The following is a 13,124-nucleotide window of genomic DNA, read 5'->3' on the forward strand; positions in this document are numbered from 1 at the left end:
GACGTGGCGCGGCACACGTCGCATGTTCGCGGATCGCACCACTTTCGAGACCGCTCCGTGACAGGTGAGAACCTTGGAAACATGAGTGACGACGCCAACACCCCCCTGAACGAGCAGCCCTCCTGGCACCCGGCCACCCAGGCCGTGCGGGCCGGAGTGGCACGCAGCGAGTTCGCCGAGACCTCCGAGGGTCTCTTCCTCACCAGTGGCTACGTCTTCTCCTCCGCACAGGAGGCCGCCGACACGTTCGCCGGCGAGGTCGACCACTACGTGTACTCGCGCTACACCAACCCCACGGTGCGCATGTTCGAGGAACGCCTCGCGACCCTCGAGGGCGCCGAGGACTGCAAGGCCACCGCGTCGGGCATGTCGGCGATCTTCGCCTCCCTCGCCGTGCTGCTCAAGCAGGGTGACCGCGTCGTCGCCTCCAGCTCGATGTTCGGCGCGATCATCTACGTCGTCAACGAGTTCTTCCCCCAGTGGGGCGTCGAGTGCGTACTGGTGGACCCCACCGACAACGACGCCTGGGCCGAGGCGCTGTCGGTGCCCACGCAGGCGGTGCTCTTCGAGACCCCGTCGAACCCGCTGCTCGCGATGGTCGACATCGAGGTCGTCGCCGAGCTGGCCCACGCCGCCGGTGCGACGGTGATCGTCGACAACGTCTTCGCCACCCCGGTCTTCTCCAAGCCGCTGACCCAGGGCGCCGACGTGGTCGTCTACTCCGCCACCAAGCACATCGACGGCCAGGGCCGGGTCCTGGGCGGTGCCGTGCTCGGCACGGTCGACTACATCGCCAAGATCGAGATGCTGCTGCGCAACCTCGGTCCCTCGATGTCGCCGTTCAACGCGTGGGTGCTGCTCAAGGGTCTCGAGACCCTCGACCTGCGCGTGCGCCGGATGGCCGAGAACGCCGAGGCGGTGGCCCGCTTCCTGGAGGCCCACCCCAAGGTGGACACCACGATCTACCCCCTCCTGGACTCCTTCCCGCAGAAGGACCTGGTCGCCAAGCAGCTCACCGGTGGCGGCACCGTCGTTGCGGTGAAGCTGGCCGCCGGTCAGGCCGAGGCGTTCAAGTTCATGGACTCCCTGGCGATCTTCGACATCTCCAACAACCTCGGTGACGCCAAGTCGCTGGTGACCCACCCGGCCACCACCACGCACCGCCGGATCGGCCCCGAAGGCCGTGCCGCTGCCGGCATCACCGACGGCACCGTGCGGTTCTCGATCGGCCTGGAGGACTCTCGCGACCTGATCGCTGACCTCGCACAGGCGCTCGAGAAGCTCTGAGCCTCCCCGGCACCACAGCCACGACTGCCATGACGAAGGCCCCCGAGCAGGTGCTCGGGGGCCTTCGTCATGAGCGGCTCGGGCGCGGTCAGCTCTGGGGACGCAGCACCGGACGCAGGACGTCGAGCACCCCGGCGTCCTCGATGGTGCCGGGCACCTTGGTCTCCTTGCCGTCCGCGATGTCACGCATGGTGCGGCGCAGGATCTTGCCACTGCGGGTCTTGGGCAGGCCCTGCACGACGACGACCTCCTTGAACGCGGCCACGGCACCGATCTCGGCCCGGACCTTGGCGACCAGTTCGGCGGCGAGCTCGTCAGGGTCGACGTCCGCACCGTCCTTGAGGACCACGAAACCGCGCGGCAGCTGGCCCTTGAGAGTGTCGGCGACACCGATCACGGCGCACTCGGCGACGGCCGGGTGGCGAGCGAGGACCTCCTCCATCGCGCCGGTGGAGAGGCGGTGGCCTGCGACGTTGATGACGTCGTCGGTGCGACCCATGACGTAGACGTAGCCGTCGGAGTCGACACGACCGCCGTCCCCGGAGAGGTAGTAGCCGTCGAAGGCGCTCAGGTAGCCGGTGACGAATCGGTCCTCGTCGCCCCAGACGCCGGTCATGCAGCCGGGCGGGAGCGGAAGCTTGACGCAGATCGAACCCTCCTCACCGGCCGGGACCTCGTCGCCGCTGGCGTCGAGGACACGGACGTCGAAGCCCGGCACCGGCACCGTCGGGGATCCGGCCTTGATCGGCATCGGCTCGAGACCACGCAGGTTCGCAGCGATCGCCCAGCCGGTCTCGGTCTGCCACCAGTTGTCGACGACCGGAACGCCGATCTTCTCGCTCGCCCAGTCGTAGGTGTCGGGGTCGAGGCGCTCACCGGCCAGGAAGAGCGACTGCAAGCTGGAGGTGTCGTACTTCGCGAAGTGCTCGGCCTCGGCGTCCTCCTTCTTGATCGCGCGCAGGGCGGTGGGGGCGGTGAAGAGCGCCTTCACCTTGTGCTCAGCGATGACGCGCCAGAACGCGCCCGGGTCAGGGGTGCCGACCGGCTTTCCTTCGTAGAGGACGGTCGTGGCGCCGGCGATGAGCGGGGCGTAGACGATGTAGGAGTGGCCCACGACCCATCCGACGTCGGAGGCCGCCCACCAGACGTCACCGGCGCCGCAGTCGTAGATGTTCGGGAACGACCAGGCCATCGCGACCGCGTGACCGCCGTTGTCGCGGACGATGCCCTTCGGCTTCCCGGTGGTTCCGGAGGTGTAGAGAATGTAGAGCGGGTCGGTCGCGTCCACCTCGACGCAGGCTCCGGGCTGCTGGTAGCCAGCGTGCATCGCGGCGTTCCAGTCGAGGTCGCGCTCGGGGTCGAGCTCAGCAGTGACCTGAGGACGCTGCTTCACGACCACGGCCGGCACCTGGTGCTCGGCGAGCTCGAGGGCCCGGTCCAGGAGCGGCTTGTAGGCGATGGTGCGGTTCGGCTCGATGCCGCAGGAAGCGGTCACCACGACCTTGGGCTGGGCGTCGTCGATGCGCAGTGCCAGCTCGTGCGGCGCGAACCCGCCGAAGACCACCGAGTGCACCGCACCGACCCGGGCGCAGGCCAGCATCGCCACGACGGCCTCGGGGATCATCGGCATGTAGATGACGACACGGTCGCCCTTCTCCACACCCAGCTGCTGCAGGACGCCCGCGAACGCCCCGACCTCGCCGAGCAGTTCGGCGTAGGAGATCTCCCGCTTGGTGCCGGTGACGGGCGAGTCGTAGATGATCGCTGTGCGTTCGGCCGCTCCACGGATGACGTGCCGGTCCAACGCGTTGTAGCAGGTGTTGAGCGTGGCGTCGGGGAACCAGCGGTACTGGGGCGGGTTGCTGGCGTCGAGCACTCGGGTGGGCTTGCGGAACCAGTCGATGCTGCGCGCGGCCTCGCCCCAGAACGACTCGGGGTCGGCGATGGATCGGTCGAACTCCGTGCGGTACGTCATGGGCACCATGGTGGCGTGCGCCACATCGTGACGACAACACGGGCCACCGATTGTGCCCCCGAACGGGGGTACGCCGGCGAGTGTGTCCGGACCAGCCGGAGTCAGCCGGTGACTACGAAACCGTTGGCAGCCGTCCGCGCGGGGCGGTTCGGCGCGTACAGCCACGCCTCGAAGAACGCACCCAGGTCCTGACCGCTGACCTGCTCTGCGAGCGCAGTGAACTCTCCCACCGAGGCGTTGCCGCCGGCATGGCGCGCGAGCCAGGTGCGCAGGAGGGTCGCGAACGCCTTCTCCCCGATGCGGTTGCGCAACGCCTGCACCGCCATGCCCCCGCGGGCGTAGACGGCCTGGTCGAAGACCTTCCCGGCGCCAGGAGCGCCGATGCGGACCTTCCACAGGTCGTCGGAGGCAGCGGTCCAACGGTGGTAGTCCTCGAGCATCGCGTTCCCGGCGGCCTTCTCGCCGCGACGCTCGGCGTAGCGGTACTCCATGAAGGAGGCGAAACCCTCGTTGAGCCAGATGTCGCTCCAGCGGTCGATCGAGACGTCGTCCCCGAACCACTGGTGGGCCAACTCGTGCACGACCACGTCGCTCTCGTGGCCGCTCAACGGCCAGTAGACCGGACGGGTCTGGGTCTCGAGCGCGAACCCGAGATCGAAGCCCACCGAGACTCCCCCGGTGACGCCGTACGGGTAGGGGCCGAGGTCCTTCTCCAAGGTGCGGATCACCGACACCGAGCGCCGCAGCAGCTTCAGGGCCCGCTTCTGCTGCTTCGCGGGCAGCTTCTTCGAGACGGCGTTGAGCCACGGCAGGCCGTCGGTGCGACCACGTTCGATCGTGTAGTCCCCCGCGACGAAGAAGGCCAGGTAGGTCGCCATCGGATCCTTCGATCCCCAGGTCCAGGTGACCCGCTTCCCGGACACCTTCTTCGACTTCAGGACTCCGTTGGAGATGGCCTGCTTGCCCTTCGGGACGTTCACCGCGACGGTGAAGGTGGCCTTGTCGCTGGGGTGGTCGTTCGCTGCGAACCACCACGGCGCCATGTGCGGTTCGTTGACCGCGACGACCTCCTGCTTGTCGGCGACGAAGTTCTTCTTGCCGCGGTAGGAGAGCTTCGCCGGAACTCCCGTGTGGCGCACCACGACCTTGACGGTGCGCCCGGCCTTGAGCGGAGTGGCCGGGGTGATGACGAGTTCGTGCTTGCCGTCCTTGCGGAACTTCGCCTTCGTCCCGCCGACACTGACTGCGGTCGGGGTGAGGAGCAGGTCGAGGTTGAACGACTTCAGGTTCTGGGTGGCGCGGAGCGTCAGCACCGTGCGTCCGCGCAGGGTGCCTGAGGCGAAGTCGTAGCGGTTGCTGACGTCGTAGTGCTGGACGTCGATCCCGCCATTGCCGTCGAGCGGGAAGTAGGAGTCGCCGATGCCGCGGCTGCCGACGACCGGTGCCGGAGCGTCCGCCGTCGCAGGCGCCAGGAGCGACGTGCCCAGTCCCGTGCCCAGTCCCGTGCCCAGCGCCGTGCCCAGCACCAGGCTCAGCGCCACCGCGATCCCTGCCGCCGCGCGACGCCACATGCCTACGCCGGGACGCACGCCGGGACGCACGCCGGGACGCTGGGCAGGACGGGAGTGGCGGCGGTCAGACGTCATGGGGCGAACCTACCCCCGGACACCCCTGGACCCACTCCCCCTCGGTTACGTTCTCGGGGTGAGACAGACCAGAGGACAACAGCCCGACGTCCACACCCGTTCCGACTTCGAGGACAGGATCCGTTCCGGAGCTCGTTCACTCGCGGGCTGGCGAGTGCTGGGGGCCGACCTGACCCGGTGCGACGCGCAGTTCGACGCCGTCGATCCCTCGGGGGCACTCTTCGTGGGCTGCGTGCTCACCCCCGAGCAGGTGCGGCGGGTCCGCTCCCGCGGCGCGATCGTCTTCCCCACCGTGCCCGGCGTCCCGGTGCGGCTGGACCGCGACTCGCTGTACTCCGTCGACGAGCTCTACGACACCGAGCGGTACCGCGACTCCCTCGACGCCCGCGCCTACGCGTGGTCGCACGCCGCGGCCGTGGCCACCGCCGGAGGGCTCACCGGTCTCGACGGTGAGGGCGACGGAGAACTCCCCCGCAACCTGCACGACCACGCCGTCGACGCCGCTCTCGAACGCTGGCGCAGCAACCACAGCCTGGTCGGGGTGATGGGCGGGCACGCCGCTGGCCGGGGCACCAAGGCCTACGCCGGCGGCGCCCGACTCGGGCACGCCCTGGGGCAGGAGCACACCGTCGCCACCGGTGGTGGCCCCGGTGCGATGGAGGCCGCCAATGTGGGGGGACGAATGGCGGACCACTCCCTCGACGACCTCGACGAAGCCCTGACGATGCTGGCCGCCGCGCCGTCGTTCACCCCCGACGTGGACGGGTGGGTGGGCGCCGCGCGCGACGTGCTGACCCGGTTCTCCCCGACCCGGGAGACGCTCGGCGTCCCGACCTGGCACTACGGCCACGAGCCGCCGAACGCGTTCGCCACCGCGATCGCGAAGTACTTCCGCAACGCCACCCGTGAGGCGATCCTGCTGGAGATCTGTGACGCCGGGATCGTGTTCCTGCCCGGCGCGGGCGGCACCGTGCAGGAGATCTTCCAGGACGCCTGCGAGAACTACTACGCCGACGAGAGCTCGGTGGCACCGATGGTGCTGCTCGGCAAGAAGTACTGGACCGAGACGCTGCCAGCCTGGCCGTTGCTGAAGGCGCTGGCCCGCGGACGCGTCATGGAGAAGCACGTCCACCTGGTCGACTCGGTCGAGGAAGCAGCCGAAATCGTCGGACGGCCCCGGACCTGAGCAGGTCCGGGGCCGTCCGAGGAGATCACTCAGTCACGCAGCAGCAGGTCACTCAGACGCAGCGAGCTGACCGCAGGCGGCGTCGATCTCGTCGCCGCGGGTGTCACGCACGGTGGTGCTGATGCCCTTGGCCTCGAGACGACGCACGAACTCGTCGGTGTCCTCGTCGCGCGAGCGGGTGTACTTCGAGCCCGGGATCTCGTTGAGCGGGATCAGGTTCACGTGGACCCACGGCCAGTCGCCGAACTTGTTCAGGACGTCGCCGAGCAGGTCGGCACGCCAGGCCTGGTCGTTGATGTCGCGCATCATGGCGTACTCGATGGAGACACGACGCTTGGTGGTCTTCGCGTACGTCCAGGCTGCCTCGACGGTCTGGTCGACCGACCAGCGCGTGTTGACCGGGACCAGCTCGCTGCGGAGCTCGTCGTCGGGCGCGTGCAGGGACAGCGCGAGGGTGCAGGGAATGCCCTCTTCGGCCAGCTGCAGGATGCGCGGGACCAGGCCCACGGTGGAGACCGTGACGTGGCGCGCGCTCATGCCGAGACCGGCCGGGGCCGGGTCGGTGAGACGACGCACGGCGCCGACGACCGCCTTGTAGTTGGCCAGCGGCTCGCCCATGCCCATGAAGACGACGTTGGAGACGCGACCCGGGCCACCGGGGATGTCGCCCGAGGCCATGGTGCGGTTGGCGGAGACGACCTGCTCGACGATCTCGGCGGTCGACATGTTGCGCTGCAGGCCGCCCATGCCGGTGGCACAGAAGCTGCACGCCATGCCACAGCCGGCCTGGCTGGAGACACAGACGGTGGTGCGGGTCTTGTAGCGCATCAGCACCGACTCCACCAGCGCGCCGTCGAAGAGCTTCCACAGCGTCTTGACGGTGGTGCCCTTGTCGGCGGTCTGGACGCGGATCCCGTCCATCAGGGTGGGCAGCAGGGTGGCGACGAGCTCGTCGCGCTGACCGGCCGGGAGGTCGGTCATGTCGGCGGCGTCGTTGGTCAGACGCGCGAAGTAGTGGTTCGAGAGCTGCTTCGCACGGAACCCGGGCAGGCCAGCCTTGACCAGCAGTTCCTTGCGACCTGCCTCGTCGAAGTCGGCGAGGTGCGGGGGCGGCTTCTTGCGGCCTCGCGGCTCGTCGAACACGAGCGGCAGCAGCGGGAGGTTCTCGGACATCTCGCCATTCTCCCACCGGTGTGCCGCAGGCGTCGAACCGTCACCGGCTCAGGTGTTCACCATCACCCAGAGCACGGCTGTCGTGGTGACGGCGACCACCACGAGGGTCACCACCATTCCCGCCAGCATCCAGGCCCCGAGCCGGCGGGTGCGCTCGGCGAGCATCAGGGCGAGCGGCACCACGAACACGCTCAGCACCCACCAGAAGTAGGTCTCGGTGTGGTTCGGTCCGACGGTGACCCGGAGCAGGGTCGCCCAGAGTGCGGGGACGAGGGCGATCGTCAGGAGGCCTGCGTAGAAGCCGAGCAACGCGGGACGGATCGGTGCGGGGGCCGGGGATCCGATCCACGCCTCGTCGCTCTTCCCGTCGCTCTTCCCGTCGCTCTTCCCGTCGCTCTTCCCGTCGCTCTTCCCGTCGCTCTTCCCGTCGTTCTCCCTGTCGTTCTCCCTGCTCCGCTCCACAGCTGGCTGCTCGACACCGATGACCGCCGCGGCGTCGACGTCGGGCCGACGGAGCCCGGTGCCAAGGCTCTGGAACCGGTGCTCGGGACCGGACCATGGACCGTCGCGCAGGTCACTGCTCATGCCACTCCCCCTGACATCGCCTGATGTCCTGAATCATGGCAGCCGCAACGGCAGGAGGCACCCCACCACGCGGGCGGGGTGCCTCCTTCGGCATGAGAGCCGAGCGTGCGTGCAGCGGTCTCAGAAGACCAGCAGGTGCAGGATCAACCAGGTCGGGGCGACGGTCGCCAACAGCGAGTCGAGACGGTCCATCAGACCACCGTGACCGGGGATCACCTGCGACATGTCCTTGACGCCCATGTCGCGCTTGATCACGGACTCCACCAAGTCACCCAGGGTCGCCATGACGGCGCCGACCACGCCCAGCAGGACGCCGACCCACCAGTCGCCGTCGAGCAGGCCCGTGACCATCAGGGTCGCGGCGGCGGTGCAGGCGATCATCGAACCGGCAAAGCCCTCCCAGGACTTCTTGGGCGAGATCACCGGGGCCATCGGGTGCTTGCCGAACAGCACACCGGCGACGTAGCCACCGGTGTCGGAGGCCACGGTGATGAGCACGAAGATCACGATGCCCTTGACGCCGTCATCCCACCGCTCGAACCCGGTGCTGCCTCCCTCGGAGAGCAGCAGTCCGACGAACGAGGCGAGGAATGCGACGTAGATCAGCGTGAAGACTCCCGCGGTGGCGTTGCGGACGTAGCCGTCGACGCCCTGGCGCAGCTGCCACAGCATCGTGACCAGGGCGGTCACCGCGGTGGCGGTCACCAGCGCCTCGGCACCGAAGAAGTAGGCAGTCGCGACCATCACGACGCCGCCGAGCATCAGCGGCGCCTGCGGGAGGTCGATGTCCTTGGCCTTCAGGCCACGACCGAGCTCCCAGACGCCGATGCAGATGGCAGCCGCGACGACGACGATGAACGCAGTCTTCCAGAACCACAGGGTGGCGGCGCACATGCCGAGCAGGACCACCGCGGAGGTGATCGCTGCCGGCAGGTTGCGGCCCGCCCGGCCGTGGTCCTTCTTCGGCGCCGGGGCCGTGGAGGCAGGAGTACTCATCAGGATGCGTGCTGCAGGAGGTCTCAGACCTCCAGCAGCTCGGCCTCCTTCTTCTTCAGCATCTCGTCGATCGCGTCGGTGCCCTTCTTGGTGAGGGCGTCGAGCTTCTTCTCGGCACCAGCGACGTCGTCCTTGCCGACCTCGCCGTCCTTCTCGAGGCCCTCGAGGAGCTGCTTGGACTGACGACGGACGTTGCGCACGGCGATACGACCGTCCTCGGCCTTGGCCTTGGCCTGCTTGATGTACTCCTTGCGACGCTCCTGGGTGAGCTCGGGGAAGACGCAGCGCAGGACGCGGCCGTCGCTCGAGGGGTTCACGCCCAGGTCGGAGTCACGCACGGCGCGCTCGACGGCGTCGACGGCGGACTGGTCGAAGGGCTGGATCAGGATGGTGCGCGCGTCCTGGGCCGAGAAGGTCGCGAGCTGCTGGATCGGCGTCGGGGAGCCGTAGTACTCGACGACCAGCTTGTTGAAGACGGCCGGGCTGATGCGACCCGCGCGGATCGTGTTGAACTGCTCGCGCGTGGCGTCGACCGACTTGGTCATCTTCTCGTCGGCCTCGGTGAGGATCTCGTTGATCACGTCTACCTACTCTCGCTGCTGCGTGGTGCCGTGTCTGCGGCACTCGGATGTGGTGCTCGGTGGTGCTGCGTTGTGCTGCGTTGTGCTGCGTTGTTCTCGGGGGGGTGGTGCTGGTGCGGGGCCTGCCCCACCAGGAGCAGGCCCCGACGACGTCGTGCGGTGGTTCTCGGGGCTCAGGCCTCGGAGCGGACCAGCGTTCCGATCTTCTCACCCTGGACGATGCGCAGGATGGCGCCCTCGTCCTCCATGCCGAAGACGATCAGCGGCATGTTGTTCTCCATGCAGAGGGCGAACGCGGTCGCGTCGGCGACCTGCAGACCCTTCTGCAGGGCGTCCTGGAAGGTGAGGGTGTCGAGCTTGGTCGCCGTGGGGTCCTTGCGGGGGTCGGCGGTGTAGACGCCGTCCACGCCCTGCTTGCCCATGAGGACGACCTCGGAGCGGGTCTCGAGCGCGCGCTGCGCCGAGACGGTGTCGGTGGAGAAGAACGGCATGCCGGCGCCGGCGCCGAAGATCACGACGCGGCCCTTCTCGAGGTGGCGGATCGCCTTGCGCGGGATGTACGGCTCGGCGACCTGGCCCATGGTGATGGCGGTCTGGACGCGGGTGTCGATGCCTTCCTTCTCCAGGAAGTCCTGGAGTGCGAGGCAGTTCATGACGGTGCCCAGCATGCCCATGTAGTCGGCGCGGGAACGGTCCATGCCGCGCTGCTGCATCTCGGCGCCGCGGAAGAAGTTGCCACCGCCGACGACGATGCTGACCTGGACACCGGAGTTGACCACTTCAGCGATCTGGCGGGCGATCTGGGAGACGACGTCCGGGTCCACGCCGACGGCTCCGCCGCCGAAGACCTCGCCGGACAGCTTGAGCAGGACGCGCTTGTAGGTGGTCACACCAGTTCCTTTCGCGGGAGGCCGCGGTGGTCTTCCCAGGGTTTCGTCAGTCTTGAAGATACGAGAAGGCCGGCTCGATGGTCTCGTAGTGATCCACCGAACCGGCCTCCTGCATGGTGTTGCTCGAGTGATCCCTCAGGGATCAGGCACCGACCTCGAAGCGGACGAAGCGCTTGACGGTGGTGTTGGCAGCGTCCAGAACCTGCTTGACAGACTTCTTGGACTCGCTGATCGACTCCTGCTCGAGGAGGACGATCTCCTTGAAGAAGGCGCCCAGGCGACCCTCGACGATCTTGGCGACGGCAGCCTCCGGCTTGCCCTCCTCAAGAGTCTTCGCGGTCATGACGTCGCGCTCGCGGGCGACGACGTCGGCGTCGACCTCGTCGCGGGTGAGGAACTGAGCCTTCATGGCGGCAACCTGCATGGCGGCAGCCTTGGCAGCAGCAGCGTCACCCTCGAACTCCACGAGCACGCCCACGGCGGCCGGGAGGTCAGCTGCACGCTTGTGCATGTAGGTGACGGTCTCGCCGTCGAAGTAGGCGACGCGGCCGAGCTCGATCTTCTCACCGATGGTGACGGCGAGGTTCTCGACGATCGCGCCGACGGTGGAACCGTCCAGCTCGACAGCCTTGAGGGCCTCGGCGTCGGTCGCCTTGGCGGCGTCCGCAGCAGCGGCGATCTTCTCGGCAGCAGCGATGAAGTCGGCGTTCTTCGCGACGAAGTCGGTCTCCGACTTCAGCTCGACCAGGGCGCCACCAGCGGTGACGACCAGGCCGGCGGAGGCCTCGCGCTCGGCGGCACGGGCGGCAGCCTTGGCGGTGCCCTTGACGCGGAGCAGGTCGACAGCCTTGTCGAAGTCGCCGTCGGTCTCGGTCAGCGCCTTCTTGCAGTCCATCATGCCGGCGCTGGTGAGCTCACGGAGCTTCTTGACGTCGGCAGCGGTGAAGTTGGACATGAATCCTCTTCCTCGAAAGTTGGTCTGTGGACGACTGACTGGCGTCAGTTGGACTCGGCAGCAGCCTCGGCCGGAGCCTCAGCAGCAACCTCGGCCTCGACGGCCGGAGCCTCAGCGGCGGGAGCCTCAGCGGCCTCGCCAGCGAGGATCTCCGCCTCCCACTCGGCGAGCGGCTCGGCCGGAGCGCCCTTGCCGCCGGAGCGGGCGATGAGGCCCTCGGCAGCAGCGTCGGCGATCACGCGGGTGAGGAGACCAACGGCGCGGATGGCGTCGTCGTTGCCCGGGATCGGGAAGTCGACGGTGTCGGGGTCGCAGTTGGTGTCCAGGATGCCGATGATCGGGATCCGCAGCTTGCGGGCCTCCTCGACAGCCAGGTGCTCCTTGTTGGTGTCGACGATCCAGATCGCGGCGGGAACGCGGGACATCTCGCGGATACCACCGAGGGACTTGTTCAGCTTGTCGCGCTCGCGACGCATCTGAAGCAGTTCCTTCTTGGTGCGCGAGGAGCTGGCGACGTCGTCGAAGTCGATCTCGTCGAGCTCCTTCAGGCGGGCGATACGGGTCGCGACCGTCTGGAAGTTGGTCAGCATACCGCCGAGCCAGCGCTGGTTGACGTAGGGCATGCCGACGCGGGTGGCCTGCTCAGCAATGGCCTCCTGGGCCTGCTTCTTGGTACCCACGAACATGATCTGACCACCCTTGGCCACCGTCTCCTTGACGAAGGCGTAGGCGCGGTCGATGTAACCCAGCGACTGCTGAAGGTCGATGATGTAGATGCCGTTGCGCTCGGTGAGGATGAAGCGCTTCATCTTCGGGTTCCAGCGACGGGTCTGGTGTCCGAAGTGGACGCCGCTGTCGAGCAGCTGGCGCATGGTCACGACTGCCATGATGTGTCTCCTTGTGGGACGCGCACGACGAGCCCGCACAGGTGTGCGGGCAACGGTGCTGCGTCAGGTTTTCAGTTCATGCTCCCGACGGATGCCGGTCGCCCTGGTGCCCCGTGCCGGCCGATCCACCGTGGTGTCTCCACCGGGTGGAACTGAGGACGGCACCCGCGTGAGCCGTGGGCCGGAGGGCCCGCGACGCGGCGAGAGGGCACGCGTAGTCAGCCCGTGAGGGCTGCGCCGACAAGAGTACGCCACCGCACGACGACGGAGCGAATTGATCCCGACCTCCTCCGAGCACCGGATCCGACGGCTGTGAGCAGCCCTGCAGGACCACTTCGCACGCACAGGCACGACACCCCCGCAGCATCGGGGACCTCCTCCCCAGGGCATCGGCGTCGCGACGCCGTCGGGCTCCCGGGAGGCCACGCTCCGACCATGACCCGACCTGCCCGGCTGCGCTCCCCCGTCCCTCTCGCCCTGGCCTGTGCCGTTCTGCTCGGTGGGCCGCCCGCGGAGGCGGTCCCGGAGCGGGCCGTCGGGTCGTGGCCGCTGACCGGGCGCCCCACCCTCGTCGAGCCGTTCCGGGCCCCGGACGTGCGGTGGGGCACCGGGCACCGCGGTGTCGACCTGCTCGGGGTGGCCGGGCAGCCGGTGCACGCGGCGCTGTCCGGGACGGTGGTGTTCGCCGGGGTCGTCGCCGGAGTTCCCGGGGTGAGCCTCCAGCACGATGACGGCACCCGGAGCACCTACCAACCGGTGGTGACGACGCTGCGGGTCGGGGACGTCGTCAGGCGCGGCAAGCAGGTGGGGACCCTGACGCCGGTGGGCTCGCACTGTGCGCCGATGCTGTGCCTGCACTGGGGTCTGCGGACCGGTACCGGTCGTGACCTCGTCTACCTGGATCCGCTGACGCTGGTGGCGGTGCCCCGGGTCCGGCTGCTCCCGCTCACGGGCTGAGCGCTC

At 68.6% G+C, this 13,124-nt stretch carries 12 protein-coding genes; 3 read left to right on the forward strand and 9 right to left on the reverse strand.

Going from position 1 to position 13,124, the window contains the following annotated elements; all coding sequences use genetic code 11:
* Positions 1–81 precede the first annotated feature (81 nt).
* Positions 82–1,287, forward strand: a complete 1,206-nt coding sequence (gene metZ, locus EOV43_RS10430) for an O-succinylhomoserine sulfhydrylase (RefSeq protein ID WP_128221228.1) — start codon at positions 82–84, stop codon at positions 1,285–1,287.
* 88 nt (positions 1,288–1,375) lie between these two features.
* Here the strand turns inward: metZ and EOV43_RS10435 are convergent, their stop codons facing one another.
* Positions 1,376–3,271: a propionyl-CoA synthetase gene (locus EOV43_RS10435; RefSeq protein ID WP_128222276.1), complete on the reverse strand. Its 1,896-nt coding sequence runs from the start codon at positions 3,269–3,271 to the stop codon at positions 1,376–1,378.
* Positions 3,272–3,363: 92 nt separating this feature from the next.
* On the reverse strand, positions 3,364–4,908 hold the full coding sequence (locus EOV43_RS10440) for a M1 family metallopeptidase (RefSeq protein ID WP_128221229.1): 1,545 nt from the start codon (positions 4,906–4,908) through the stop codon (positions 3,364–3,366).
* A gap of 58 nt (positions 4,909–4,966) precedes the next feature.
* On the opposite strand from EOV43_RS10440, the gene EOV43_RS10445 reads away from it, so the two are divergent.
* Entirely contained in the window at positions 4,967–6,094 is a 1,128-nt protein-coding gene (locus EOV43_RS10445) for an LOG family protein (RefSeq protein ID WP_206611310.1), read from the forward strand.
* A 48-nt stretch (positions 6,095–6,142) separates the two neighbouring features.
* Here the strand turns inward: EOV43_RS10445 and rlmN are convergent, their stop codons facing one another.
* The 7 genes from rlmN to rpsB form a co-directional block, all read right to left on the reverse strand.
* Complete coding sequence (gene rlmN / locus EOV43_RS10450) at positions 6,143–7,267, reverse strand: dual-specificity RNA methyltransferase RlmN (protein WP_128221231.1); 1,125 nt, start codon at positions 7,265–7,267, stop codon at positions 6,143–6,145.
* Positions 7,268–7,315: 48 nt separating this feature from the next.
* A complete protein-coding gene (locus EOV43_RS15455; protein WP_164878698.1) occupies positions 7,316–7,852 on the reverse strand; it encodes a hypothetical protein in 537 nt (178 codons plus the stop codon).
* Positions 7,853–7,972: 120 nt separating this feature from the next.
* Complete coding sequence (locus EOV43_RS10460) at positions 7,973–8,848, reverse strand: phosphatidate cytidylyltransferase (RefSeq protein WP_128221233.1); 876 nt, start codon at positions 8,846–8,848, stop codon at positions 7,973–7,975.
* A 23-nt stretch (positions 8,849–8,871) separates the two neighbouring features.
* Positions 8,872–9,426: a ribosome recycling factor gene (gene frr / locus EOV43_RS10465; protein WP_206611475.1), complete on the reverse strand. Its 555-nt coding sequence runs from the start codon at positions 9,424–9,426 to the stop codon at positions 8,872–8,874.
* 176 nt (positions 9,427–9,602) lie between these two features.
* Positions 9,603–10,319, reverse strand: a complete 717-nt coding sequence (gene pyrH, locus EOV43_RS10470; protein WP_206611311.1) for a UMP kinase — start codon at positions 10,317–10,319, stop codon at positions 9,603–9,605.
* 142 nt (positions 10,320–10,461) lie between these two features.
* A complete protein-coding gene (gene tsf / locus EOV43_RS10475; RefSeq protein ID WP_128221236.1) occupies positions 10,462–11,274 on the reverse strand; it encodes a translation elongation factor Ts in 813 nt (270 codons plus the stop codon).
* 44 nt (positions 11,275–11,318) lie between these two features.
* Positions 11,319–12,161, reverse strand: coding sequence for a 30S ribosomal protein S2 (gene rpsB / locus EOV43_RS10480; RefSeq protein WP_128221237.1), 843 nt, complete (start codon positions 12,159–12,161; stop codon positions 11,319–11,321).
* Between the two features lie 435 nt (positions 12,162–12,596).
* On the opposite strand from rpsB, the gene EOV43_RS10485 reads away from it, so the two are divergent.
* Positions 12,597–13,118 (forward strand): M23 family metallopeptidase, encoded by a 522-nt coding sequence (locus tag EOV43_RS10485; RefSeq protein ID WP_128221238.1) that lies wholly within the window; start codon positions 12,597–12,599, stop codon positions 13,116–13,118.
* Positions 13,119–13,124 lie beyond the last annotated feature (6 nt).

Source organism: Nocardioides yefusunii (assembly GCF_004014875.1).
GTDB lineage: Bacteria > Actinomycetota > Actinomycetes > Propionibacteriales > Nocardioidaceae > Nocardioides > Nocardioides yefusunii.

Excerpts from the sequence above, each read along its gene's own strand:
- metZ (WP_128221228.1), top strand. The coding sequence starts at position 82 with ATGAGTGACGACGCCAACACCCCCCTGAACGAGCAGCCCTCCTGGCAC.
- EOV43_RS10435 (WP_128222276.1), bottom strand. The coding sequence starts at position 3,271 with ATGGTGCCCATGACGTACCGCACGGAGTTCGACCGATCCATCGCCGAC.
- EOV43_RS10440 (WP_128221229.1), bottom strand. The coding sequence starts at position 4,908 with ATGACGTCTGACCGCCGCCACTCCCGTCCTGCCCAGCGTCCCGGCGTG.
- rlmN (WP_128221231.1), bottom strand. The coding sequence starts at position 7,267 with ATGTCCGAGAACCTCCCGCTGCTGCCGCTCGTGTTCGACGAGCCGCGA.
- EOV43_RS15455 (WP_164878698.1), bottom strand. The coding sequence starts at position 7,852 with ATGAGCAGTGACCTGCGCGACGGTCCATGGTCCGGTCCCGAGCACCGG.
- EOV43_RS10460 (WP_128221233.1), bottom strand. The coding sequence starts at position 8,848 with ATGAGTACTCCTGCCTCCACGGCCCCGGCGCCGAAGAAGGACCACGGC.
- tsf (WP_128221236.1), bottom strand. The coding sequence starts at position 11,274 with ATGTCCAACTTCACCGCTGCCGACGTCAAGAAGCTCCGTGAGCTCACC.
- rpsB (WP_128221237.1), bottom strand. The coding sequence starts at position 12,161 with ATGGCAGTCGTGACCATGCGCCAGCTGCTCGACAGCGGCGTCCACTTC.
- EOV43_RS10485 (WP_128221238.1), top strand. The coding sequence starts at position 12,597 with ATGACCCGACCTGCCCGGCTGCGCTCCCCCGTCCCTCTCGCCCTGGCC.